The sequence below is a fragment of the Variovorax sp. FW301-JW7 genome (assembly GCF_058788795.1).
In genome coordinates, this window is the sequence record NZ_JBYTBC010000004.1 from 223,223 (window position 1) to 247,186 (window position 23,964).

General features: G+C 66.7%; 25 protein-coding genes. 19 read left to right on the top strand and 6 right to left on the bottom strand.

Annotated elements, in window-relative coordinates:
- Positions 1 to 14 precede the first annotated feature (14 nt).
- Genes AC3WQM_RS12925 through AC3WQM_RS12935 form a run of 3 tightly spaced genes read left to right on the top strand, consistent with a single transcriptional unit; the run spans position 15 to position 3,045 of the window.
- On the top strand, positions 15 to 1,220 hold the full coding sequence (locus AC3WQM_RS12925) for an amidohydrolase family protein (protein ID WP_492679188.1): 1,206 nt from the start codon (positions 15 to 17) through the stop codon (positions 1,218 to 1,220).
- Positions 1,217 to 2,530: a cyanate transporter gene (locus tag AC3WQM_RS12930; RefSeq protein ID WP_492679190.1), complete on the top strand. Its 1,314-nt coding sequence runs from the start codon at positions 1,217 to 1,219 to the stop codon at positions 2,528 to 2,530. Before AC3WQM_RS12925 ends, AC3WQM_RS12930 begins: the two co-directional genes overlap by 4 nt.
- A gap of 20 nt (positions 2,531 to 2,550) precedes the next feature.
- The gene (locus tag AC3WQM_RS12935) at positions 2,551 to 3,045 is read left to right on the top strand and encodes a nucleoside deaminase (protein WP_492679192.1); all 495 of its coding nucleotides are present in this window, start codon (positions 2,551 to 2,553) and stop codon (positions 3,043 to 3,045) included.
- 8 nt (positions 3,046 to 3,053) lie between these two features.
- Here the strand turns inward: AC3WQM_RS12935 and AC3WQM_RS12940 are convergent, their stop codons facing one another.
- Positions 3,054 to 3,917 (bottom strand): DUF7822 domain-containing protein, encoded by an 864-nt coding sequence (locus tag AC3WQM_RS12940; RefSeq protein ID WP_492679194.1) that lies wholly within the window; start codon positions 3,915 to 3,917, stop codon positions 3,054 to 3,056.
- Between the two features lie 140 nt (positions 3,918 to 4,057).
- Between AC3WQM_RS12940 and AC3WQM_RS12945 the strand changes: the two genes are divergently transcribed.
- On the top strand, positions 4,058 to 4,450 hold the full coding sequence (locus AC3WQM_RS12945) for a hypothetical protein (protein WP_492679196.1): 393 nt from the start codon (positions 4,058 to 4,060) through the stop codon (positions 4,448 to 4,450).
- A 25-nt stretch (positions 4,451 to 4,475) separates the two neighbouring features.
- Here the strand turns inward: AC3WQM_RS12945 and AC3WQM_RS12950 are convergent, their stop codons facing one another.
- The 3 genes from AC3WQM_RS12950 to AC3WQM_RS12960 form a co-directional block, all read right to left on the bottom strand.
- Positions 4,476 to 4,901, bottom strand: coding sequence for a PaaI family thioesterase (locus tag AC3WQM_RS12950; protein ID WP_070060148.1), 426 nt, complete (start codon positions 4,899 to 4,901; stop codon positions 4,476 to 4,478).
- Between the two features lie 100 nt (positions 4,902 to 5,001).
- Positions 5,002 to 5,823, bottom strand: coding sequence for a 2,5-didehydrogluconate reductase DkgB (gene dkgB / locus AC3WQM_RS12955; RefSeq protein WP_492679198.1), 822 nt, complete (start codon positions 5,821 to 5,823; stop codon positions 5,002 to 5,004).
- Positions 5,824 to 5,879: 56 nt separating this feature from the next.
- Entirely contained in the window at positions 5,880 to 7,082 is a 1,203-nt protein-coding gene (locus AC3WQM_RS12960) for an MFS transporter (protein WP_492679200.1), read from the bottom strand.
- Positions 7,083 to 7,379: 297 nt separating this feature from the next.
- Here AC3WQM_RS12960 and AC3WQM_RS12965 point away from each other — a divergent pair, with 297 nt between their 5' ends.
- The 3 genes from AC3WQM_RS12965 (at position 7,380) to AC3WQM_RS12975 (ending at position 10,707) form a co-directional block, all read left to right on the top strand.
- Positions 7,380 to 8,045: a PIN domain-containing protein gene (locus tag AC3WQM_RS12965; RefSeq protein WP_492679202.1), complete on the top strand. Its 666-nt coding sequence runs from the start codon at positions 7,380 to 7,382 to the stop codon at positions 8,043 to 8,045.
- The gene (locus AC3WQM_RS12970; protein ID WP_492679204.1) at positions 8,042 to 10,243 is read left to right on the top strand and encodes an NACHT domain-containing protein; all 2,202 of its coding nucleotides are present in this window, start codon (positions 8,042 to 8,044) and stop codon (positions 10,241 to 10,243) included. Before AC3WQM_RS12965 ends, AC3WQM_RS12970 begins: the two co-directional genes overlap by 4 nt.
- 155 nt (positions 10,244 to 10,398) lie before the next feature.
- Positions 10,399 to 10,707, top strand: a complete 309-nt coding sequence (locus AC3WQM_RS12975; RefSeq protein WP_492679206.1) for a hypothetical protein — start codon at positions 10,399 to 10,401, stop codon at positions 10,705 to 10,707.
- Positions 10,708 to 10,756: 49 nt separating this feature from the next.
- Here AC3WQM_RS12975 and AC3WQM_RS12980 read toward each other — a convergent pair whose 3' ends face one another.
- Positions 10,757 to 11,602, bottom strand: a complete 846-nt coding sequence (locus tag AC3WQM_RS12980) for an alpha/beta hydrolase (RefSeq protein ID WP_489059366.1) — start codon at positions 11,600 to 11,602, stop codon at positions 10,757 to 10,759.
- Between the two features lie 175 nt (positions 11,603 to 11,777).
- Between AC3WQM_RS12980 and AC3WQM_RS12985 the strand changes: the two genes are divergently transcribed.
- Entirely contained in the window at positions 11,778 to 12,407 is a 630-nt protein-coding gene (locus AC3WQM_RS12985; RefSeq protein WP_492679208.1) for a 2-hydroxychromene-2-carboxylate isomerase, read from the top strand.
- Positions 12,408 to 12,427: 20 nt separating this feature from the next.
- Here AC3WQM_RS12985 and AC3WQM_RS12990 read toward each other — a convergent pair whose 3' ends face one another.
- Positions 12,428 to 13,339: a LysR family transcriptional regulator gene (locus AC3WQM_RS12990; RefSeq protein WP_492679210.1), complete on the bottom strand. Its 912-nt coding sequence runs from the start codon at positions 13,337 to 13,339 to the stop codon at positions 12,428 to 12,430.
- Between the two features lie 179 nt (positions 13,340 to 13,518).
- On the opposite strand from AC3WQM_RS12990, the gene AC3WQM_RS12995 reads away from it, so the two are divergent.
- From AC3WQM_RS12995 to AC3WQM_RS13045, 11 genes are all read left to right on the top strand, one after another.
- Positions 13,519 to 14,172 carry a hydrolase gene (locus AC3WQM_RS12995; protein WP_062474264.1) on the top strand — a complete coding sequence of 218 codons (654 nt, stop codon included), beginning with the start codon at positions 13,519 to 13,521 and terminating at the stop codon, positions 14,170 to 14,172.
- Positions 14,173 to 14,201: 29 nt separating this feature from the next.
- Positions 14,202 to 14,498 carry a DUF1427 family protein gene (locus AC3WQM_RS13000; RefSeq protein ID WP_492679211.1) on the top strand — a complete coding sequence of 99 codons (297 nt, stop codon included), beginning with the start codon at positions 14,202 to 14,204 and terminating at the stop codon, positions 14,496 to 14,498.
- An 80-nt stretch (positions 14,499 to 14,578) separates the two neighbouring features.
- Positions 14,579 to 16,471 carry an amidohydrolase gene (locus AC3WQM_RS13005; RefSeq protein ID WP_062474293.1) on the top strand — a complete coding sequence of 631 codons (1,893 nt, stop codon included), beginning with the start codon at positions 14,579 to 14,581 and terminating at the stop codon, positions 16,469 to 16,471.
- Positions 16,472 to 16,479: 8 nt separating this feature from the next.
- Positions 16,480 to 16,878, top strand: a complete 399-nt coding sequence (locus AC3WQM_RS13010) for a DoxX family protein (RefSeq protein ID WP_492679213.1) — start codon at positions 16,480 to 16,482, stop codon at positions 16,876 to 16,878.
- Complete coding sequence (locus AC3WQM_RS13015) at positions 16,871 to 18,454, top strand: MFS transporter (protein WP_492679215.1); 1,584 nt, start codon at positions 16,871 to 16,873, stop codon at positions 18,452 to 18,454. Before AC3WQM_RS13010 ends, AC3WQM_RS13015 begins: the two co-directional genes overlap by 8 nt.
- A 57-nt stretch (positions 18,455 to 18,511) precedes the next feature.
- Complete coding sequence (locus AC3WQM_RS13020) at positions 18,512 to 19,333, top strand: alpha/beta fold hydrolase (protein WP_492679217.1); 822 nt, start codon at positions 18,512 to 18,514, stop codon at positions 19,331 to 19,333.
- 76 nt (positions 19,334 to 19,409) lie between these two features.
- Positions 19,410 to 20,294 (top strand): diaminopimelate epimerase, encoded by an 885-nt coding sequence (dapF, locus tag AC3WQM_RS13025; protein ID WP_492679219.1) that lies wholly within the window; start codon positions 19,410 to 19,412, stop codon positions 20,292 to 20,294.
- Positions 20,291 to 20,986, top strand: coding sequence for a DUF484 family protein (locus AC3WQM_RS13030; protein WP_489059355.1), 696 nt, complete (start codon positions 20,291 to 20,293; stop codon positions 20,984 to 20,986). Before dapF ends, AC3WQM_RS13030 begins: the two co-directional genes overlap by 4 nt.
- Positions 20,983 to 21,627 (top strand): YdcF family protein, encoded by a 645-nt coding sequence (locus tag AC3WQM_RS13035; protein WP_235926882.1) that lies wholly within the window; start codon positions 20,983 to 20,985, stop codon positions 21,625 to 21,627. Before AC3WQM_RS13030 ends, AC3WQM_RS13035 begins: the two co-directional genes overlap by 4 nt.
- 44 nt (positions 21,628 to 21,671) lie before the next feature.
- On the top strand, positions 21,672 to 22,592 hold the full coding sequence (locus AC3WQM_RS13040) for a tyrosine recombinase XerC (protein WP_369644760.1): 921 nt from the start codon (positions 21,672 to 21,674) through the stop codon (positions 22,590 to 22,592).
- A 61-nt stretch (positions 22,593 to 22,653) separates the two neighbouring features.
- The gene (locus tag AC3WQM_RS13045; RefSeq protein WP_070060137.1) at positions 22,654 to 23,868 is read left to right on the top strand and encodes a class I SAM-dependent rRNA methyltransferase; all 1,215 of its coding nucleotides are present in this window, start codon (positions 22,654 to 22,656) and stop codon (positions 23,866 to 23,868) included.
- Positions 23,869 to 23,964: the final 96 nt, after the last annotated feature.

Sequence of the window (23,964 nt, forward strand, 5' to 3'; positions counted from 1 at the left end):
ACGAACGAAATCGAATGACCTCCCAGCTCCTGATCCGCAACGTGCGCCCCCTGGGTGCGTCTCCTGTCGATGTGCGCGTGCACGACGGCCGCATTGCCGAGATCGGCGCGGCGCTGGCCGCACCGGCCGGCGCCACCGTCGAAGACGGCGAGGGCGCCTTGCTGCTGCCCGGCCTCGTCGAAGGCCACACCCACCTCGACAAGACCATGTGGGGCATGGACTGGTACCGCAACGAGGTCGGCACCAACCTCACCGACAAGATCGAGAACGAGCGCGCCTTCCGCCACGCCAGCGGGCACGACGCCGCCGCGCAGTCGCTGGTGCTGGCCAAGGCCTTCCTCGCGCTCGGCACCACGCGCCTGCGCACGCACGTCGACGTCGACACGCAGGCCGGCCTGCGCCACCTCGAAGGCACGCTGCGCACGCGCGAGACGTTGCGCGAGGTGCAGCAGATCCAGGTCGTCGCCTTTCCGCAGTCGGGCCTGCTCGGGCGTGCCGGCACGGCCGAACTGCTCGACCAGTCGCTCGCCATGGGCGCCGACGTGCTCGGCGGCCTCGACCCCTGCGCCATCGACGGCGACCCGGTGAAGTCGCTCGACGTGCTCTTCGGCATCGCCCACAAGCACCAGCGTCCCGTCGACATCCACCTGCACGAGCCCGGCGCCATGGGCGCCTTCTCGCTCGAGCTGATCCTGCAGCGCACCGAGGCGCTCGGCATGCAGGGCCAGGTGGCCATCAGCCACGGCTTCTGCCTGGGCGACGTGAGCGAACGCGAGCGCGACGTGCTGCTCGCGCGCATGGCGAAGCTGGGCGTGGTGCTCATCACCAGCGCGCCGGCTTCGCGCAACGTGCCGCCGCTCATGGCGTGCCGCGCGGCCGGCGTCACCGTGCTCGGCGGCAACGACGGCATCCGCGACACCTGGTCGCCCTACGGCAACCCCGACATGCTCGAGCGCGCCATGCTCATCGGCCTGCGCTACAACCTGCGCCGCGACGACGAGCTCGAAGTGGCGCTCGACACCGTCACCCATTCCGGCGCGCGCGGCTGCGGCTTCGCGGCCTACGGGCTCGACGTGGGCTGCCGCGCCGACCTCGTGCTGGTCGACGCGCAAACGCCCGCGCAGGCCGTGGTGGGCCGCCCCGTGCGCAAGCTCGTGGTGTCGGGCGGCCGCGTGGTCGCGCGCCACGGCACGCTCGTGCCCGGCGCCGTGCCCGCGTGAGCCGCGCCGCATCCTCCGCACCCGACAACCCGCGCACCGGCGCGGGCCCGGTCTTCTTCGCCTGCGTGGTCGTGCTGGTGGCGCTCAACCTGCGCGCCTTTCTCACGTCGAGCAGCCCCTTGCTCGAACCGATCCGCGCCGCAACCGGCATCGGCTTTCACGCCGTCGCGCTGCTCACCGTGTTGCCGATGTTCGCGATGGGCGCCGTGTCGCTGTCGGGCGCGGCCGTGGGCCAGCGGCTGGGCGCGCGCGGCGGCATCGCGCTCGGGCTCGGCGCCATCGCGTTGGCCTGCGCCGGCCGCTACGTGGCGGGCGGCGCCGCGGCGCTGCTGTGGAGCGCCGCGCTCGCGGGCGCGGGCGTGGGGCTGGTGCAGGCGCTCATGCCCGGCGTGGTCAAGCAGGCCTACCCCGCGCGGCTGGGCCTCATGACCGGGCTCTATTCGGCCGCCATCATGGGCGGCGGCGGGCTCGGCGCCATGGCCAGCCCGTGGCTCGCGCGCGCCGTGGGCGGCGATGCGCAACTCGACTGGCACGCCGGCCTCGCCATGTGGGCAGTGCTCGCGGTGGTGGCGCTGGTGGCGTGGCTGCGCGGTGCGCGGCAGCTGCCGTCTGCGTCGTCATCCGTGCGCGCCGCCGATCCGTCGCTCGACCGCGCCTGGCTGCGCTGCTTCGGCCATCGCCGCGCGTGGCTGCTGGCCCTGTGCTTCGGCCTCATCAACGGCGGCTACACCAGCCTCGTCGCGTGGCTGCCGCACTACTTCCACGCCGAGCGCGGCTGGACGGCGCAGCAGGGCGGCGCCGTGCTCGCGCTCATGACGCTGGCGCAAGTCGTCGGCGCGCTCACGCTGCCGGCGCTCGCGCGGCGCGGCGGCCAGCGCGACCTGCGGCGCTGGCTGGTCGGTGCGCTGCTGGCGCAGCTCGCGGGCTTTGCGGCGCTCGGGCTTGCGCTGCCCGTGCCGGCGGCCGTCATCGCCGTCGTGCTCGGCGCCGGGCTGGGCGGTGCGTTCTCGCTGTGCATGGTGCTCGCGCTCGACCACCGGTCCGACCCCGCGCAGGCCGGTGCACTTGCCGGCTTCATGCAGGGCGTGGGCTTCATGATCGCGGCGCTCGCGCCCTTCGTCACCGGCTGGGTGCGCGAGCAGACCGGTGGCTTCACCATGGCCTGGGCCTACCTGGCCGCCGTCACCGTGCTGCTGCTGCCCGCCGTGCTGCGCTTCGATCCGCGCCGCTACGCCAGTGCCACGGCCGGCCTGTTCGGCGCGCAGGCTGCGCCCGCGCCGTCCCCCATCGAGCAGGCCCGCAAGGCCTGAGACAAACGGAGATCCGACCCATGTACAACGAACACTTCATGCAGCGCGCCCTGGCCCTTTCGGCCCGCGCGCTCCAGGAGCCCGGCACCGAGCCCTTCGGCGCGGTCGTCGTCAAGAACGGCGAGGTGGTGGGCGAGGGCTTCAACCACTCCGTCGCGCACCACGACCCCACCTCGCACGGCGAGGTCGAGGCCATTCGCGATGCCTGCCGCCGGCTGGGCACCGTCGACCTGTCGGGCTGCGAGCTCTACACCTCGTGCGAACCCTGCGCCATGTGCGTGGCGGCCATGCACATCGCGGGCATCGGCCAGCTGTACTACGCGGCCACGCTCGCGCAGTCGGGTGACGCCTTCAAAGGCGTGACCGTGGCGGCGCGCCACCCCATCGACGTCGATGTGCTGCGCACCGAAGCCGGCGCACCGCTGGCCGCGCGTGCGCAGCCGGCCGAGCAGAAGATGGACGCCGAGGCCGTGCGCATCCTCTCGGCGTGGGCCGAGCCGCGACGCGGCGACTGAAGCAAACGCTACGCGGCAGCAGCAGCGTCGCCGCGCGTTGCGGCTTCGAACTCGGCGCGGTTGAGCAGGCCGAAGTACAGCACGTCGTACCACTGCAGCCCCAGCGGATATTCCGTGGCGCGGCTGCGCGTGCTGTCGCAGTCGTCGTCGAAGCGCAGCCCGAAGAACGCATCGAGCGGGGCCGCCTGCTTTTTCGCACCGGCTTCGCGCAGCAATTGCGCCGCCGCCGCGATGTCTTGCGGCAGCGCATCGAGCGCGGCGCCGGCCTGCTGGCAGCGCGCGAGTTCCTTCTCGACGCAGGCCCGCAGCGGGGCTTCTTCCGATTCGTACATCGTGTCGAGCTCGACCGTCTCCAGCAGCAGATGCTCGTTGCGGTGGGCTTCGAGAAACGCCAGGGTCTCGTCCAGCCAGCCCGGCAGCTGCGTTGAGCCCGTCGCGGGTGTGGCCGCCGCGGGCGCGGCAGCCGCAGGCGGTGCCTTCGGTGCGGCGGGCGGCGAGAACCAGCCCTTGAGCCGGTCGACGAACGATGTGGCCTTCGGCGCGGCCACGACGGGCGGGGCTGCGGGCGCGGGCGCAGGCACCGGCGCCTGCGCCGCCAGGTACCGCATGATGTCGATCAGCCGCTTCACCCGCGCAAAGCCCGGCTCGAAGCGGCCGCTGATCGCGTACAGCCTGACCTTCTCATCCCCCTCGTCGCTGTCGAGTCCGTCGGAGATCAGCGACGCGCACAGTTGCGGATCGCCCGACATCAGCAGCCGGTACATGAACGGAATGTCGTAGTTCCATTCGGACAGGCCCGAGATGGTTTCGGGCCGGTCCGTGTACGCCGTGGGCCGGTTGGTGAGGCTGTAGAGGTAAGAGCGATTGGCCATGGATTGATGAAGTGTGAACGGCGGCTGCACTCCGAGCGCGCCGCGGTGAACCAACAAAAAATGAAGAAGAGCCACCCCTCGCGAAGCGGCCTTCGGCCTGGTCGGCAGATTCTGCCTTCGCCAGATTTACACTCCGCCCCATGCAAGGAAAGCAAGGCAACGGCGACGTTCAGCGCGGTCTGCAGCCCGTGGTGGAGCTGCGGTCCGAAGGCGCGTCGTACCTGTATTCCGTGCGCGCGCCGCGCTCCAAGGGCGTGATCCCGCCCAGCTCGTACAGCCACACCGGCTTTGCCAGCGTCGCCGATTGCCTGCGCGACATTGCACGCGCGCTCGGGGGCAACTTCAGTCGCATCTACGTGCGCCTCGAAGGCCACTGCGTCGGCGAGCGCGACATTGCCGAGCTGCGCAAGGCGCCCGACATCGTCGCGGCCGAACTGCAGGCGCTGTGCCGCGCGGTGATCGCCGAGCAGCAGAAGCCGCCACAGCAGCAACAGGAACAGCCCAGCGAAATCACCGTCACGCCGCGCTGCTAGCCGCTCGAAGCGGGGTGCCGTTCGCTCACTGCGGCACGTTCACGATGGTCGCCTGCATCATCGCCACCACCTTGTAGTCCGTGTCGCCCGCCTTCGCGAAGGCACGCACTTCGCCCGTGCACACCGCGAGCAGCTTGCCCGAGCTTTGCACCCGGCCCACCGCCAGGAAGCGCTCGCCCAGCGCGGGCCGCATGAAGTTGATCTTGAACTCCGCCGTCACCACGTCGCAGCCCTGCGGCGCCTTCGTGAGCCCCGCGTAGCCGCAGGCGCTGTCGACGATGCTCGTCACCGCGCCCGCATGCACATAGCCGCGCTGCTGCGACAGCGCTTTTGAAAACGGCATCTCGATGTGCACCTCGCCGTCGCCCACATGCACCAGCCGCGCGCCGAGCGTGGCCATCAGGCCCTGTGCGTTGAAGCTGTCGGAGATGCGGGTGTGGAGGTCGGTCATGGCTGGCAAGCGAAAAGAAGCAGAAGAAAAAGGGCGCCCGTGGGGGCGCCCCGAGGGTCACTGCATTCTGCCGCGCGGCGCTACGCCCCGTGCCAGCGCTTCAGTCCCACGCCGGCGACAGCCCTTGCGGATCGGTCAGCCGCTCGCCGCGGTCGAGCGCGGCGATCTGCGCCATCTCGGCCTCGGTCAGCGTCAGTTGCTGCGCCTTCAGGTTGCTTTCGAGGTTCGCGCGTTTCGTCGACGACGGAATCACCGCGTAGCCCAGCTGCATCGCCCAGGCCAGCACCACCTGCGCGGGCGTGGCGCCGTGCGCCGTGGCAATCGCGCCGATCACCGGATCGTTCAGCACCTTGCCGTAGGCCAGCGTCATGTACGAGGTGATGCGAATGCCCTGGCTCTGCGCGAAGGCCGCCACCTTGCGGTTCTGCAGGTAGGGGTGCAGCTCGATCTGGTTCGTGGCGATGGCCAACGCGCCCACGGCGGCAATGGCTTCCTGCATCAGCGCGATGTTGAAGTTCGACACGCCGATCTGCTTCGTGAGCCCCAGCGCCTTGGCCTCGGCCAGCGCGCCCATGAACTCCGCCACCGGCACCGCGTTGGCGGGCGAGGGCCAGTGGATCAGCGTCAGGTCCACATGGTCGGTGCGCAGCCTGGCCAGGCTGTCTTTCAGGCTGGGCACCAGCTTGCTCTTCGCGTAGTGGTCGGTCCAGATCTTGGTGGTGATGAAGAGCTCGCTGCGGGCCACGCCGCTTTCGGCAATCGCCTGGCCCACTTCGGCTTCGTTGCCGTAGATCTGCGCCGTGTCGATCGTGCGGTAGCCCAGGTCGAGGCCGTTCTTCACCGAGTCGATCACCACCTGGCCCTGCAGGCGGAAGGTGCCGAGGCCGAAGGCGGGAATGGGGGTGTTGTTGTTCGTGGTCATGGCGTGTGTGTGCCTTGTGTTCAAAGAAAGAAAGAAAAAGAAGAGAAGAGGAAAGCTCAGTGCCCGACCGGCACCGGCCCCGAGGCGCGCACCGGAATGCCGGCACGGCGGTCGAGCGAGCCGCTCCACTGCGTGAGGGCCAGAGAGACCAGCACGACGAGTGCGCCGATCCAGGGCGTGTGCATCAGCCCGAGGTGCGTCACGATCAATCCGCCGGCCCAGGCCGCGCCCGCAATGCCCAGGTTGAAGGCCGCGATGTTCAGGCCCGAGGCCACGTCCACCGCCTGCGGCGTGAAGCGTTCGGCCTGCTTCACCACGTACACCTGCAGCCCCGGCACGTTGCCGAACGCCACCGCGCCCCACATCAGCACCGCCACCAGCGCCAGCCACTTGTGCGGCGCTGCGAAGTTGAAGACCAGCAGCACGACCGCCAGCAGCGCGAAGATGATCTTCAGCGCCGGAATCGGGCCCATGCGGTCGGCCAGCTTGCCGCCCCAGATGTTGCCCACCGCCACCGAGATGCCGTACACCAGCATCACCCAGCCCACCGCGCCGGCGCTGAAGCCCGATACGTCGGTGAGGATCGGCGCCAGGAACGTGAACGGAATGAACGAGCCGCCGTAGCCGATGGCCGTCTTGGCATACACCAGCAGCAGGCGCGGCTCGGCCAGCACCTTGGCCTGTTGCGCCAGCGAGGCCGGCGGCGTGTGGCGGATGTTGCCCGGCACGAAGATCCAGCTGCCGATGAAGGCGACCACGCCCAGCGCCGACACCGCCAGGAAAGTCTCGCGCCAGCCGAAGTGCTGCCCGATGAACGTGCCCAGCGGCACGCCCGTGACCAGCGCCACCGTGAGGCCCGTGAACATGATCGCGATGGCGCTCGCCGCCTTTTCCTTCGGCACCAGGCCGGTGGCAATCGTCGAGCCGATCGAAAAGAACACCCCGTGCGCCAGCCCCGTGAGCACGCGGGCGGCAATCAGCGATTCATAGCTGGGCGCCTGCCACGCCAGCAGGTTGCCGACCGTGAAGAGCGCCATCAGCCCGAGCAGCAGCGCCTTGCGCGGCAGCTTGCCCGTGAGGGCCGTGAGCACCGGCGCGCCAATGGCAACGCCCAGCGCATAGAGGCTGACCAGCAGGCCCGCCGAGGGAAGGCCGATGCCGAGGTCGGCAGCGACGGTGGGAATGAGGCCAACGATGACGAACTCGGTCGTTCCGATGGCGAAGGCGCTGAGGGTCAGCGCGAGCAAGGCGATTGGCATGAGAGCACTCCTTCTGGGATGAGGAGGAGTGTCTTGCGGTTACCTTTGCCGATAAATGGGGTTTGAGTTAGAAGATAGTTGCCTTCAAGTCAATAATAAGGAATTTATCGAGGAACAAAGGTGCCGTAGCGTAGAGAAAATTATCTCTAGCTCAGAATGAGAAGCACAATGCTGGCGTTAGCCTCGCGCGAGTAGTGGCGTCCCGATTTGTTGTGGCTCCGTATTGATTTGCTGAATCAATTCATGACTGCAGCCTGTTGAGTTTCAATTCCATTGAGAGTAAAGATTTTGCTGAAATTGAATAATCTGATTTTGGGTAGAGAGGCTTCAAATAGATTTATCCAAGTTCTAGCCTTTGTGGATTGGAACTCTCAAATTCATCTGAGCGGGTTGGATGCCAAGAAGGACCCACTAGGAACGGCACGAAGTGTCCTGGAAAGGACCACCAGGCGGGTCGCTCTAAGCCTCGCTAGCCTCAACCGGGAAGCAAAATTTTCAGTGGGCTTGAGGCTATATCATGGGTGGCATCGAGGGTTCGAGCCATCAGCGAACAAAAAAGCCGTAAAAACAGTCCTTGCTGCCGCTGATTTTTCCAGCTTGTCGTCAATTCCAAACGTTAGATTTCAGGAAAATGTTGGATATGGCGACTGTCTTCTCGGTGCGTTGCCTGGGCGAATGCATCCAAGTCTTGCAATTCATTTGCCAAATACTCTTAGAACGCAAAATCGCTTAGATGGTGAAAAAATGGTAGACACGGCACTGGCAACAGACGTTGTTTATACGGCTTTTCACGAACCAAGAGACTGGATAGTCGTTGTTGCTGAGGATGACGATCTTGTCCCGCCAATTTTTACTGCCGAAGCTCTTTTGCATCCTCATGGAGCACGAGCGTTGCTGATTCACTCTCGCCGAAGAAGCGGCACCTTTTTGAGACTCGAATTACTGACTGTGAGACAACAATGATTAGTCGCGATAGCCTTCTTGCAGACCTTTCCCCGTTTGCTGATATTGGTAGCAGTCAGCCTAAAGTTTCAGATAAATCCAAAGACCTCGCCGTTCAAATCACTCGGGATGGGCGAGTGATGAAAATTGTGATTGATTCGGTGACGGGGAAAGTTCAACTTTCCAAAGCAGGGTTTCCACCTCGAGGATTTGCTTCGTTTTCGGCTTTGTTGGCGTCAGAAGATTTTGCCAATTTGAGACGTTGGGCAGATATGCAGGCGGAGGTCTTGAAGCAGGGCACAGTGGATGCGAAAAAACTCTTGCCTATTAATGCTGGTACACACAAAGGCGATCGAATTGAGGGGTCGGAGCAAATAAATTCTCTGTTAGGGATGGAGCCTCGTGGCGATGATGCTGCCGAGGTACTTCTCATTGACGGACCAGCGGGTATTGGAAAAACAAACTTAGTTGAGCAACTCGCACTCGCTCGCGCTGCAAATTTTCGCACGGCTTTTAAGCCTCTAATTCTTCACGTTAAGAGTCGCGGGCGCATCTTGTCAAACTTACAAGATTTGATGGCGTTTAGCCTTCAAACGCTGCGGTCGACAGTCACCTACGATCAAGTTCCAATTCTTGCAAAACACGGATTGATAGTTGTCGCCATTGATGGATTTGATGAGCTTGGAGATCCGAATGGGTATGAACTTGCTTGGAGTCAGGTTAACGATCTCATTCATAGCATCCGCGGAAAAGGGATTGTGATTCTTTCGGGGCGTGACACATTTCTAGGACGAACGCGTCTTTTCAGAGATGTCCAGTCACTGCGTGCGGGAGTGGATGTTGTAACAGGGGTAACCCTTAATCCACCGACTGCGGAGCAAGCAAAAAACTGGTTGCGCACTAAGGGCTGGACAGATGTTCATTTTCAAGCCCCAGCGATCACAGCTCTTTTAGAAGATGGATCATTTGCGCTGCGCCCGGTTTTTTTGACACTGTTTGCCGAGCACATTAAGCCCAAAGAAATGCGCGCAGAGAGTGAGAATTATCTTACTCCTCTGCTTGTCAAACACATGATTCAACGTGAGGCTGCGCTTTTTGGAGATAATGTGGTCTCAGTTCTTTCGAAAGAAGGAATGGAAAATTTCTTGCTTCGTTTCTTGATCGAAACAGCGCGAGATATGGCAGACGGTCAGACCGAGGCGATTGATGATTCCGCTCTGGCATGGATTGTCGAAGTAACGTTGGATGGAGGTGTTGCTGATGATATTCTTCGATTGATAAAAAACCGAGCAGGAGTAGTTGGATTTTTGAAGCCCGATGAGCGATTGGGTTATAAAGGGTTCATGCATTCGCATTTGCAGAACTACTTTTTATCGTTGGCAGCTATTCAGGCCGTTGGGGGGGGCGAGTTACCAAAGTTCATACGAAGAAATCTTCTGGGGTCGGAGTTTCTTGCTGTTTTTGTTGAGGTTGCCGCGAAAGCGGCAGATGCACCTCAGTTGCAAAGCTTCTTGAATCGCGCAATTGGTTTATCTAATGTGCATGCGGCTTCGGATCGAGCTACGAGAAATGCAGGAGCACTCCTGTTGGCAACTCTTCCTGCGATGAAGGTCGGCGATCAAATTGTTGATTTTGAGGTGGATGAGGCCGTGATCCGTGGAACATCCGCTGGCGTGGTTTTGAAAAATGTCATAATCCACCAATTGGATTGTCGAAGTGCGGATTTGAGTCAAATTGAATTTGAGAAATGTAGTATCTCTAGTTTGATAGCAAACGACGCTTCGCGTTTCCCTTCCAATTTTCCAATTCCAAAGATTCTGTCAACAGAGAATGAGGCGGATTTTTCCTCGGGCAATGAAGTCACCCTTTGGCTCGAAAGAAGAGGCCGGAACGCGGAGTCAAGCGTTGCAACAGGGCTTGCTTCGCCAAAACTGAAGTCTCACTCAATTTATCGTCTTCTCGGCAGAGTTTGTCGAGTTAGAAGCTATTGGTTACGCGCCGGTGACGATATTCAGGCCGATAAAATTCTTCAAGATCCGTATTGGAATGCCCTTGCTTCCGCATTGCGAGAAACAGGATTTCTTCGGGAAGAGCAGCGACAAGCGTCTGGCAGGTCATCAACATTTACTCACGTTCGACAGCGTGAGAGAATTTTGATGGAGGATGTCAATGACGCGGAATTGGGTGCGTTATTTTCTCTTATGGAGAATGCCATTTGAGATTATTGCTAATCTTGAAAATCGACAGCACTGCTGGAGTGCTATCTATTGAAGCGCTGTCGGCTTATCTATAGATATACTGTTTCTCGTCGCGCTCGGTAGTGCGACCGGGTTTGGAAGCCTGATGAACCTCTGCGCAACTTGGAGTCCATCTCATGGCTGAATCCGCTCGCGCCTGCGCGCAATCTCGCATTCCCTCCGCTTCCCTCGACGACCTCGCCCTGCAAGCCTGCGACGACGCCGACAACCTCAACGCAGTAATGCGCGCCTACACCGCGCTAGAAAAGCTCGTAGACACCAGCGCCCTGAACGACAGCGAAGAGCTCGCCCCCACCCGCACCGAACTGAGCGCCTTGCTGCGCCTGCTCAACGAAGCGTTGATGGCGCGCATCGCCACCGTCAACGCAACAGCCGGCGCCGTACGCGATGCGCTGCAAGCGCAGCCCTCGCTCAAGCCGGCCTAGCCCCCGGCGGCCGGCGTGAAGCCTCTGCCTCACGACCAGCCCGCAATCCTCAAGCCGCCTTCGTCTCCGGCAACACCGCCGTCAACGCAAAGTCCACCAGCATCAGCCAGGTCTCTTCGAGCCCGGTGATGTTGTGGTGGTCCGAGTTCGACACGGTCTGCACGCTCACGGGCGTGGGCCAGGCGGCGATGAGTTTTTCGGAGCGTTCGTGCGGCACCACGTCGTCCTTCGCGGCGAGCAGCACCTGGGTCTTGGCGGCGACTTCCTTGCTGTGCTCGATGGAGTTGAAGCGGTGGCGCAGCAACAGCGACAGCGGCACGAGCGGAAAGCGCTTCTTGGCGACTTCGAGCAGCGAGTCGTAGGGGGTGATGAGCTGCAGGCTCGCAAACTCCTGCCGCGCCACGAGCTGGATGGCCACGCCGGTGCCCAGGCTGCGGCCCACCACGTGCAGCCGTGCCTGCGGAAAGGCGCGGCGCAGGTGGCTGGCGAACTGGGCGGCGTCGGCCACGGAGGCGATTTCAGAGGGCGCGCCCTGCGAGTCGGCCACGCCCCGGTAGTTGAGGGCCGCAAAGCCGAAGCCCTCGGGCAGCCAGTGCAGCATCTGCGCGGTGGCGCGCACGTCTTCGCCGCGGCCGGCGAAGTAGATGAACAGGTCCTGCAGCGCGTCTTCGCCCTGCGGGTGATACACGTAGCCGCGCACCATGCCGCCGGGCACGGGGTGCGAGTAGGTCGAGAAGTCTTCCGACAGATGCACCACGGGCAGCTTGCGGGCGTTGAAAAGAATGTGGCCCTGTCGCGTGGCGAGCAGGGTCCAGTAGGCGGCCAGGCTGCCAATGGCGGCGGCCGAGGCCGACAGGGCAATGCGGGCAATCTTGGCTTGGGTCTTCGGCTGCAAATCAGGGCTCCCGGAAAAGTGGCGGCGGTGCATCGCAAGGGCAGGGCCCGGCCGATGCGCAACCACGCAGCAACGCGCAAGGGGCGTAGTTTCACCGCGTTCGCGAGGCGGTGCGTTGCGAGGTGTATGGCCGGGGCGCACGGCGCGCCGGCCGGGGGCTGAAGATAATCCCCGCATGATCGCCCTCGACTGCTACTACAGCCTCTCCTCGCCCTGGGCCTACCTCGGCGGCCCGCAACTGCAAGACATCGTGCGCCGCCACCATGTGCAGCTCACGCTCAAGCCCTACGACTTCCAGGCGGTGGTGCCGCAGACCGGCGGCATTCCGCTGAAGACGCGCCCCGAGCCGCGCCGCACGTACCACGCGCTGGAGCTGTCGCGCTGGCGCGATCACCTCGGCATGCCGATGAACCTGGAGCCCGCGCACTACCCGAAGGGCGCGCCGACCGACCCCAACTGGAACAAGTACCCCGGCTGGATGGTGATCGCCGCCCAGCTGCAGGGCCTGGACGCGCAGCCGCTGTCGCACGCATTGCTCCGCGCGCTGTGGGCCGAGGAGCGCGACACGGCGCAGGCCGCGGTGCGCATCGCGATCGCCGACGAGAACGGCTACGACGGCGCGGCGCTGCAGGCGCTGGAGCAGTCGGCCGAGGTGCTGGCCGTGTACCGCGCCAACAGCGCCGACGCGGTGGAAGCCGGCGTGTTCGGCGCGCCCACGTTCATCCTGAACGGCGAGCGCTTCTGGGGACAAGACCGGCTGGCGTTTCTCGACCGGGCACTCGACAAGCTGCGCGCCGGCGGCTGAGCGACAAGCTCTCTTTTTCTTCAGAGGAACGAACGCGGCAGCAGCGCGGGCACGAGCGTGCGGTGCAGCCGCTCGCGCCACCAGCGCAGCGCCTGGCCCTGCGCGCCGGTCTTCCACGCGAGCCAGAAGGCTTCGGGTGCGCGCGGTTCCTCGGTCGGCAGCTCGACCAGCGTGCCGCGTGCCAGCTCGTCGGCGATGCAGGCGCGCGGCAGAAAGCCGTGGCCCAGCCCGGCGACCTGGCAGGCGACCTTGGCGGCCATCGACGGCACGGTGATGCGTGGCTGGCCGGCCATGAGGCCCACGGTGCGGTCCGACAGGGTGCGCGCGGTGTCGCCGACCACGATGGCGTTGCAGTCGATGAGGTCGCCGCGCTGCACGGGGCGCTTCAGCCGCGTGAGCGGGTGGGTGGGCGCGACGCAGAAGGCGAACTCGAGGCTGCCCACGGCCACGGCCTGGTGGCCGCCGCCGGCCGGGCCTTCGCCCGCGGCCACGACGATGTCGGCGCGGCCCTCGCGCAGCGCCTCCCAGCTGCCGGTGAGCGCCTCGCAGCCGATGCGCAGCCGCGTGCCGCAGCGCAGGTCTTCGAAGGCGCGGATGTCGTCCATGAAGGCCTGCGTGGGAATGAGCGAGTCGTGCACCAGCCGCAGCTCTGATTCATAGCCGGTGGCAATCTGCCGCATGCGCGATTCGAGGTCGCTCGCGGCGCCCAGCAGCCAGCGGCCTTCCTTGAGCATTTCTTCGCCGGCGGCGGTGAGGGTCACGCGCGGGCCGTTGCGCTCGAACAGCAGCATGCCCAGCTGCTCCTCGAGCTTGCCCACGGCGTAGGAGATGGTGGAGGGCACCTTGTTCAGCCGCGCGGCGGCGGCGGCAAAGGAGCCGTGGCGCGCGATGGCGTCGACGACCTCGATGGCTTCCAGGGTGAGCTTGAGCACGGGGCGTTCCTCGCAGCAAAAGGAATGATCGAAAACTTCGATCATTGATGGTGAAAAGTTTCGTCGATGGGGCCCTGCGTGCACCGGATGATTCAGCCCACGCCAAGGAGATTCCCTCCGAAAGCGATTGTGAACCGAATCGAATATCCACGCACCCAACTTTGCCGAAGGAGCCTTTCATGACCGTCCAAGCCACCCCCACCGCCGGCGCCAAGCTGCTCACCCCCACCGACCACACGCTGGTGATGATCGACTTCCAGTCGCAGATGGCCTTTGCCACGCACTCGATCGACGCCGTGAACCTGCGCAACAACGCCGCGCTGGTGGCGCAGGCGGCGGCCGGCTTCAAGGTGTCGACCATCCTCACGACCGTGGCCGAGAAGAGTTTTTCGGGCCCGATGTTCAGCGAGATCACCGACGCCTTCCCGGGCCAGAAGATGCTGGACCGCACCTCGATGAACACCTGGGAAGACGCCGCCGTGATCGAGCGCGTGAACGCCATCGGCAAGCCGCGCATCGTGCTGGCGGGCCTGTGGACCAGCGTGTGCATCGTGGGCCCGGCGCTGTCGGCGCTGGACCAGGGCTTCGAGGTGTACGTGATTGCCGACGCCTGCGGCGACGTGTCCACCGAGGCGCACAACCGCGCGATGGAGCGCATGGTGCAGGCCGGCGCGCAGCCGATGACCTCGCTGCAGTACCTGCTGGAGCTGCAGCGCGACTGGGCGCGTGGCGACACCTACGAGTTGACGACCGGTATTGCGAAGAAGGTGGGCGGCGCCTACGGTCTGGGCGTGACGTACGCCAAGACGATGTTCGGCGCCCACGAGGGTTGAGCGCAGAGCACCCGCAAGGCCGACCGACCATGAAGACCTATGTCGTTTCCCTCGCGCTCGGCCTGCTGGTCGGCGTGATCTACGCGCTCTTCCAGGTGCGCTCGCCGGCGCCGCCGGTGATCGCCCTGGTGGGCCTGCTGGGCATCCTGCTCGGCGAGCAGATCCCGCCGCTGGTGCGGCAGGTGTTCGACCGGCCGGCCGCCACCTCGTGGCTGCATGACCAGGTCAAGCCGCACGTGTTCGGCGCGCTGCCGACCTGCGCGCAGCCCGGGGCGGTGAAGTCCGCCGCCGCCGGCAGCCGCCCGTCCGAGCGGAGCGACGCATGAACGCCCCCGACCCGCAACGCCGCCACTTCCTGGGCGCCCTCGGCGCCTTTGCAGCCACCTCCCTCGCACCCGCATCCACCATGGCCACCACCCAGACCCCCGACCTCATCCTGCGCAACGGCCGCTTCACCACGCTGGACCGTGCCAACCCCACGGCCGACGCGGTGGCCATCAAGGACGGCCGCTTCACCCGCGTGGGCCGCGCCGAAGACGTGCTGCCGCTGGCCGGCAGCCAGACCCGCGTGATCGACCTGCAGGGCCAGCGCGTGCTGCCGGGCCTGATCGACAACCACCTGCACATCATTCGCGGCGGCCTGAACTACAACATGGAGCTGCGCTGGGACGGCGTGAAGAGCCTGGCCGACGCGATGGGCATGCTCAAGCGCCAGGTGGCGATCACGCCCGCGCCGCAGTGGGTGCGCGTGGTGGGCGGCTTCACCGAGCACCAGTTCGTCGAGAAGCGCCTGCCGACCCTGGCCGAGCTGAACGCGGTGGCGCCCGACACGCCGGTGTTCATCCTGCACCTGTACGACCGCGCGCTGCTCAACGGCGCCGCGCTGCGCGCCGTGGGCTACACCAAGGACACGCCCGCGCCGCCCGGCGGCGAGATCGTGCGCGACAGCGCCGGCAACCCCACGGGCCTGCTGCTGGCCAAGCCGAACGCGGCCATCCTGTACGCCACGCTGGCCAAGGGGCCGAAGCTGCCCTTCGACTACCAGCTCAATTCCACGCGCCACTTCATGCGCGAGCTCAACCGCCTGGGCGTGACCGGCGCCATCGACGCGGGCGGCGGCAACCAGAACTACCCCGACGACTACGAGGTGATCCAGAAGCTGCACGACGACGGGCAGCTCACGATCCGCCTGGCCTACAACCTCTTCACGCAGAAGCCCAAGGCCGAGAAGGACGACTTCCTGAACTGGACGGCCAACTCCAGGTACAAGCAGGGCGACGACTACTTCCGCCACAACGGCGCGGGCGAGATGCTGGTGTTCTCGGCGGCCGACTTCGAAGACTTCCGCCAGCCGCGCCCCGACATGGCGCCCGAGATGGAAGGCGACCTCGAAGGCGTGGTGCGCATCCTGGCGCAGAACCGCTGGCCCTGGCGCATGCACGCGACCTACGACGAAACCATCAGCCGCTCGCTCGACGTGTTCGAGAAGGTCAACAAGGACACGCCGCTGGCCGGCCTGAACTGGTTCTTCGACCATGCCGAGACGATTTCCGAGAAGTCGATGGACCGCATCGCCGCGCTCGGCGGCGGCGTGGCGGTGCAGCACCGCATGGCCTACCAGGGCGAGTACTTCGTCGAGCGCTACGGCCCCGGCGCGGCCGAGGCCACGCCGCCGGTCAAGAAGATGCTCGAGCGCGGCCTGAAGGTGTCGGCCGGCACCGACGCGACGCGCGTGGCCTCGTACAACCCGTGGGTGTCGCTGTCGTGGCTGGTCACGGGCAAGACGGTGGGCGGCATGCAGCTGTACCCGCAGCGCAACTGCCTGGACCGCGAGGCGGCGCTGCGCATGTGGACCGAGAACGTCACCTGGTTCTCGAACGAGGAGGGCAAGAAGGGCCGCATCCAGGAAGGCCAGCTGGCCGACCTGGTGGTGCCCGACCGCGACTTCTTCGCCTGCGCCGAATCGGAGATTGCCGACACCACGGCGCTGCTCACGATGGTGGGCGGCAAGGTCGTCTACGGCGCCGGCCCGTTCGCCGCGCACGACGAAGGCGGCCTGCCGCCCGCCATGCCCGACTGGTCGCCCGCGCGCACCTTCGGCGGCTATGCGGGCTGGGCCGACACGGCCGAGGGGGCACCGCTGCAGAAGGTGATGCGCAACGCCGCGATGTCGTGCGCCTGTGCCAACGATTGCAACGTGCACGGCCACAGCCACGCGACGGCCTGGAGCAGCAAGCTGCCCATCGCCGACCTGAAGAGCTTCTGGGGCGCGCTGGGTTGCGCCTGCTGGGCGGTGTGATGAAGGCCATGCACTGGACCCTTTCGCCCGCCGTGCGCTGGATCGCCTTGCTGCTGCTGTGCGCGGCCTACCTGCAAGGCGGCCTGAACAAGGCGCTGGATTTCAACGCCGCCATCGCCGAGATGAACCACTTCGGCCTGGCGCCGGCCGGCCCGCTGGCCGTGGCGGTGATCGTGCTGGAGCTGGGCGCCGCGGCGCTCATCCTCACCGGCTTCTGGCGCTGGCTCGGCGCGCTCGCGCTGGGCGGCTTCACGCTCATGGCGACCTTCGTCGCGCTGCGTTTCTGGGAGATGCCGCTGGGGCAGGAACGCTTCATGGCGGCCAACTCCTTCTTCGAACACCTGGGCCTGGTCGGCGGCTTCGTGCTCGTCGCCTGGCTCGACCTCCAGGAGCGCCACGATGACTGAGCCCCAAGCCAAAGCCGCCGGCGCCTTCGCGCCGCTGCGCCAGCCGGTCTTTGCCGTGCTGTGGGCCGCCACGGTGCTGGGCAACATCGGCAGCTTCATGCGCGACGTGGCCAGCTCGTGGCTGGTGACCGACCTGTCGGCCAGCCCGACGGCGGTGGCGCTGATCCAGACGGCGGCGACGCTGCCGATCTTCCTGCTGGCGATTCCGGCGGGCGTGCTGTCGGACATCCTCGACCGCCGGCGCTTCCTGATCTTCGTGCAGGTGCTGCTGGCCGCGGTGAGCGGCACGCTGCTGGTGCTGTCGCACACGGGCACGCTCACGGTCGAGTACCTGATTGCGCTGACCTTCGTGGGCGGCATCGGCGCGGCGCTCATGGGGCCGACCTGGCAATCGATCGTGCCGGAGCTGGTGCCGCGCAGCGAGCTCAAGGGCGCGGTGGCGCTGAACTCGCTGGGCATCAACATCGCGCGCTCCATCGGGCCGGCGGCGGGCGGGCTGATCCTCGCGAGCTTCGGCGCGGCCGCCACCTACGGGCTGGACGTGCTGAGCTACGTGTTCGTGATCGCGGCGCTGTTGTGGTGGAAGCGCCCGGCGGCGGTGGACAGCGGGCTGTCCGAGAACTTCTTCGGCGCCTTCCGCGCGGGCCTGCGCTACACGCGGGCCAGCAAGGAGCTGCACGTGGTGCTGCTGCGCGCGGCGGTGTTCTTTTTGTTCGCCAGCTCGGTGTGGGCGCTGCTGCCGCTGGTGGCGCGCCAGATGCTGGGCGGCACGGCGAGCTTCTACGGCATCCTGCTCGGCGCCGTGGGCGCGGGTGCTATCGGCGGCGCGCTGGTGATGCCGCGGCTGCGTGCGCGGCTCGATGCCGACGGCATGCTGCTGCTGGCCTCGCTGCTCACGGCCGCGGTGATGGGCGCGCTGGTGTTCGCACCGCCGCAATGGCTGGCGGTGCCGATGCTGGGCGTGCTCGGGCTGGGCTGGATCATTGCGCTGACCACGCTCAACGGGGTGGCGCAGTCGATCCTGCCGAACTGGGTGCGCGGGCGCGGGCTGGCCGTGTACCTCACGGTGTTCAACGGCGCCATGGCCGCTGGCAGCCTGGGCTGGGGCCTGGTCGCGCAGCAGATCGGCGTGCCGGCCACGCTGGTGGCGGGCGCCGCGGGGCTGGTGGTGATGGGGCTGGTGTTCCACCGCGTGCGGCTGCCCGCCGGCGAGGCCGACCTGCAGGCCTCGAACCACTGGCCCGAGCCGCTCCTGGCCGAGCCGGTGGCGCACGACCGCGGGCCCGTGATGATCCAGGTCGAGTACCGCATCCGCAAGGAAGACCGGCCGGCGTTCCTCGATGCGATGAAGCGCCTGTCGCTGGAGCGCCGCCGCGACGGCGCCTACGCCTGGGGCGTGCACGAGCACACGACCGACGCCGAGCGCGTGATGGAGTGGTTCCTCGTGGAGTCGTGGGCCGAGCACCTGCGCCAGCACCACCGCGTGTCGCACGCCGACGCCGACCTGCAGGCCGAGGCGCTGCGCTTTCACATCGGCCCGGGCAAGCCCGAGGTGCATCACTTTCTGGCGCTCTGAGCGGCGCGGACTCTTTCTCTTTCCCTTTCACCCTTTCGCCCATCTCAAGGAAAAACCATGACCACACTGACCCTTCGCGACGGCACCGAGCTCTATTTCAAGGACTGGGGCAGCGGCCAGCCCATCGTCTTCAGCCACGGCTGGCCGCTGAGCGCCGACATGTGGGACGCCCAGATGCTGTTCTTCGCCGAGCGCGGCTACCGTGTCATCGCGTTCGACCGCCGCGGTTTCGGCCGCTCCAGCCAGCCCTGGACCGGCTACGACTACGACACCTTCGCCGACGACATCGCCGAGCTGATCGAAAAGCTCGACCTGAAAAACGTGATCCTGGCGGGCTTCTCGATGGGCGGCGGCGACGTCACGCGCTACATCGCCCGCAAGGGCAGCGCGCGCGTGGCCAAGCTGGCGCTCATCAGCGCGGTGACGCCGCTGTTCATGAAGACCGCCGACCATCCCGTGGGCCCCGAGGCGTCGCTCTTCGCGGGCATCCGCGCCGGGCTGGCCGCCGACCGGGCGCAGTTCATCGACGACTTCAGCACGTTGTTCTACGGCACCAACCGCCCGGGCGCGAAGGTGTCGCAGGGCGTGTTCAAGCAGACGCTGCAGATCGCGCTGCAGGCCTCGATCAAGGCCACCATCGACTGCGTGACGGCGTTCTCCGAGACCGACTTTCGCCCCGACATGGCGAAGATCGACGTGCCCACGCTGGTGATCCACGGCGGCGACGACCAGGTCGTGCCCTTCGAGGCCACCGGCAAGCTGGCGGCCGAAATGATCCGGGGCAGCCAGCTCAAGCTGTACGCCGGCGCGCCGCACGCCACCTGCACCACGCACGCGGCGCAGGTCAACGCGGACCTGCTGGCGTTCATCCAGGGCTGAGGCCGGGTGTGTCGAAAGGGCTGCGCCCTGCGGCCCTTCCGGCGCGAAGGGCGGCGCCGGTGGCGATAATCCGGCGATGCGAATCCGCTTTACCAAGATGCAGGGAGCCGGCAACGATTTCGTCGTGCTGGACGAAACGCGCGGCACGCTGGGCCTCGCGGCCGCGCAGTACCGCTTCCTGGCCGACCGCCATTTCGGCGTCGGCGCCGACCAGATCCTCACGGTGCGCCCGTCGCCCGCTGCAGGCATCGACTTCCAGTACGTGATCCACAACGCCGACGGCGGCGAGGTGGAGCAGTGCGGCAACGGGGCGCGCTGCTTCATGCGCTTCGTGAACGAGCACGGCCTGACCGAGAAGAAAGACGTGCGCGTGCAGACGCTGGCCGGCGTGATCGAACCCCGCATGGGCGACGACGGCCGCGTGACGGTCGACATGGGCGCCCCGGTCTTCGAGCCGGTGCGCGTGCCCTTCGACACGGCCGGGCTCGACCCGCAGCACCGGGGCGACTGGCAGACCTGGCACCTCGCCCTGGGCACCCGGGCCGGCAGCGCTATCGTTTCGGTAGCGGTGCTGTCCATGGGCAACCCGCACGCGGTGCAGGTGGTCGACAACGTCGACACCGCGCCCGTGGCCGAGCAGGGCCCGCAGATCGAGCACCACCCGCGTTTTCCGCAGCGGGTGAACGCCGGCTTCATGCAGGTGGTCGACCGCACGAACATCAAGCTGCGCGTGTTCGAGCGCGGCGCCGGCGAAACGCTGGCCTGCGGCACGGGCGCCTGCGCGGCGGTGGTGGCGGGCATTCGCCTGGGGCTGCTGGATTCCCGTGTCGACGTGCAGACGCACGGCGGCATTCTCACGATCGAGTGGCAGGGCGACGGCCGGCCGGTGCTCATGACAGGACCGGCCACGACGGTGTTCGAGGGCGAGATCGACGTGCCCGACATTTCGGAACAGCCATGACCCCATTCACCCACGACAACAACGCCATGAACCCGATCACCGAAGACGACATCGCGAACTACCTGTCGAACACCCCCGACTTCTTCGAGCGCCACGCCCAGCTGCTGGCGCAGGTGCAGCTGACCAGCCCGCACGGCAACCGCGCCGTGAGCCTGCAGGAGCGCCAGGCCGAGATGCTGCGCGAGAAGATCAAAGCGCTGGAGCACCGCCTGATGGACATGGTGCGCCACGGCACCGAAAACGTCGTCATCGCCGACCGCCTGCAGCGCTGGACCAAGGGCCTGCTGACCACGCGCGACCCGCGCAGCCTGCCGTACCGCATCGCGGTCGACCTGCAGTCGCTGTTCCTGGTGCCGCAAACGGCCATCAAGGTGTGGGACTGCGGCACCGAGTACCTGAACGAAGCCTATGCCCAGTGGGTGAGCGACGACGTGAAGGCGCTGGCCACCTCGCTCACTTCGCCGTACTGCGGGCTCAACGCGGGCTTCGAGGCGGCCAACTGGCTGCCCGAGCCGCAGGGCGCCGCATCGATCGCGCTGATTCCGCTGCGCGCCGACGCCGAATCGCCGGCCTTCGGCCTGCTGGTGCTGGCCTCGCCGGACGCGCAGCGCTTCAACGCCGAAATGGGCACCGACTTTCTCGAGCGCATCGCCGAGCTGTCGTCGGGCGCGCTGTCGCGGCTGCGCCCTTGAGCCGTTCCGCGCGAAGCGGGTGGCGCCGCCGGCCTTGGCTGACCGGCCTGTGCGTGGTCTTGCTGGCCGGCGTGCTGACGTATGCCGCCATCGCGGGCGTGATCTGGCAGCGCGCCGAGGCCGCCCTGGCCGGCCCGATGCCGCGCGCGGCCGACGTGGCGCTGGTGCTGGGCAACCGCGCCTACCTCGACGGCAAGCCGAACCCCTGCCTCACGGGCCGGGTCGACCAGGGCATCGTGCTGGCGCGCGCCGGTCGCGCGCAGACGCTGGTGTTCTCGGGCGGCGTCGACGTGGAAGACGGCCGCATCGAGGCCGAGGTGATGCGCGACCACGCCACGGCCGAGGGCTACACGGGGCCGATGGTGCTGGAGTCGGTGTCGTCGTCCACGCGCGCCAACCTGTCGCTGTCGCGCACGCTGCTGGAGGCCAAGGGCGTGCGCAGCGTGATCATCGTGTCGGAGCCCTACCACCTGTGGCGCATCGAACGCCTGGTGCGTGCCAGCGGCTTCGACCAGGCCTTCGACGTGCAGTACGCCGCCGCGCCCACCTCGTGCTGGCGCCGCTGGGGCATGCTGTTCAAGGGCGCATTGCGCGAGCCGGCGGCGATCGTGAACAATGCATCGCTGGGCTATCTGTTCTAGTTCCAGCTAACGGGCCCGGGCGCCGCACGGAGCACGACGACACCATGGAATGGATCGACAAATATCTCGAACACGTGCGCGTGGAGCGTCGGCTCGCGCCGCGCACGGTCGAGCTGTATGCCTTCCACCTGCGCGCGCTGACCGACCATGCCGCGGAGGCCAACCTGCCGCTGGACCGCGTGCAGACCGCCCACATCCGCCGCTGGATGGCGCAGCTGCACAGCGCCGGGCGCGAGCCGCGCGGCATTGCGCTGGTGCTGTCGTGCTGGCGCAGCTTCTACCGCTGGCTCGGCCATGAAGGGCTGATCGGCTTCAACCCGGTGCAGGACGTGCACGCGCCCAAGGCGGGCCGGCCGCTGCCGAAGGCGCTGGGCGTGGACGACGCGGTGCGCCTGGCCGAGCTGTACGACCCCGAGGCCGACCCCTGGACCGAAGCGCGCGACGGCGCCATCGTCGAAATGCTCTACGGCTGCGGCCTGCGCGTGAGCGAGCTCACGGGGCTCGACGCCCAGGCCAGTGCCACGGCGCGCGGCTGGGTCGATCTCGACGCCATGGAAGCCCACGTGCTCGGCAAGGGCAGCAAGCGGCGCAGCGTGCCCGTGGGCAGCAAGGCGGCCGAGGCGCTGCGCGACTGGCTCGCGGTGCGCGGCGAGCGCCAGGAGCCGGCGCTGTTCGTCAGCGCGCGCGGTGCGCGCATGTCGTCGCAGGCCGTGTGGAAGCTGCTGCGCGAGCGCAGCCTGAAGGCCGGCCTGGCCGCGCCGGTGCATCCGCACATGCTGCGCCACTCGTTCGCGAGCCACGTGCTGCAGTCGAGCAGCGACCTGCGCGCGGTGCAGGAGCTGCTGGGCCATGCCAACATCGCGACCACGCAGGTCTACACGCGGCTGGACTTCCAGCACCTGGCCAAGGTCTACGACGCGGCGCATCCGCGCGCCAAGGCCCGGCCGGACAAGGACGGCAAGTAGCCGCCACCCGTCGCCTGCCTCGTTTTCTTTCGTCTTTCATTTCTTCTTTCATTCATCTCCCATGAAAACCCTCCGCCTCAAGCCGGGCAAGGAGCGCTCGCTCCAACGCCGCCATCCCTGGGTCTTCGAATCCGCCATCGCGCGCGGCGGCGCGGACTCGGGGGAAACGGTGCGCGTGGAGTCGCACGACGGCCACTTTCTCGCGTGGGCGGCCTTCGGCCCCACCTCCAAGATCCGGGCGCGGGCCTGGAGCTTTGACGAGAAGCAGCGCATCGACGCTGCTTTTTTTTCCACGGTCTGTGCGCGCGCGGTGCATGCGCGCGGCCTGTTCGACCTGCAGAGCGACGGCGTGCGGCTGGTGCACGGCGAGGCCGACGGCCTGCCGGGGCTGATCGTCGACCGCTATGGCGATACGTTGGTGGCGCAGTTTCTGTCGGCCGGCGTGGAGCGCTGGAAAGACGTGCTGGCCGATGCGCTGCTCAAGGCCACGGGGCTCACCAAACTGTATGAACGCTCCGACGCCAGCGGCCGCGAGCGCGAAGGCCTGAAGCCCGTCACGGGCTGGCTGCGCGGCGAGGGCCCGACCCAGATCACCATCCGCGAGCACGGCTGGCAGCTGTCGCTGGACATCGCCACCGGCCACAAGACCGGCTTCTACCTCGACCAGCGCGACAGCCGCCAGCGCTTTGCCGAGCTGGCGCAGCACCGGCGCTTCCGGCGCGTGCTCAACTGCTTCTGCTACACGGGCGGCTTCACCGTGGCGGCGCTCGCGGGCCTGAAGGCGGCCGGGGCGCTCGAGGGCGCCTCGCTGGTGTCGGTCGATTCGTCGCAACCCGCGCTCGAGCGGGCGCGCGCGCACCTGGCGCTCAACGGTTTCGAAGGGCAGGGCATTGCCACGGAGTTTCTCGACGCCAACGTGAACACGGTGCTGCGCGAGTTCATCGACCAGGGCCGCACCTTCGACGCCATCGTGCTCGACCCGCCGAAGTTCGCGCCCACGGTGGCGCACGCCGAGCGCGCGGCGCGCGCCTACAAGGACATCAACCGCCTGGCGCTCAAGCTGCTGGAGCCGGGCGGCGTGCTGCTCACGTTTTCCTGCTCGGGCGGCATCAGCGCCGACCTGTTCCACAAGATCGTGGCCTCGGCCGGGCTCGATGCCGGCGTGGACGGCTACATCGCCGAGCGCCTGGGCGCCTCGCCCGACCACCCGATGACCATCGAGTTCCCGGAAGGGGAGTACCTGAAGGGGCTGGTCGTGGTGAGAAAGCCCCTGTGAACGAGGGCTTGACCCCGTCGGCAACGCAACTCAGTGGCATTGGCTAAACTGCCCGCCAATCCCCCGCCTTTTTCTGTTTTCCGTTTCCGGAGCACT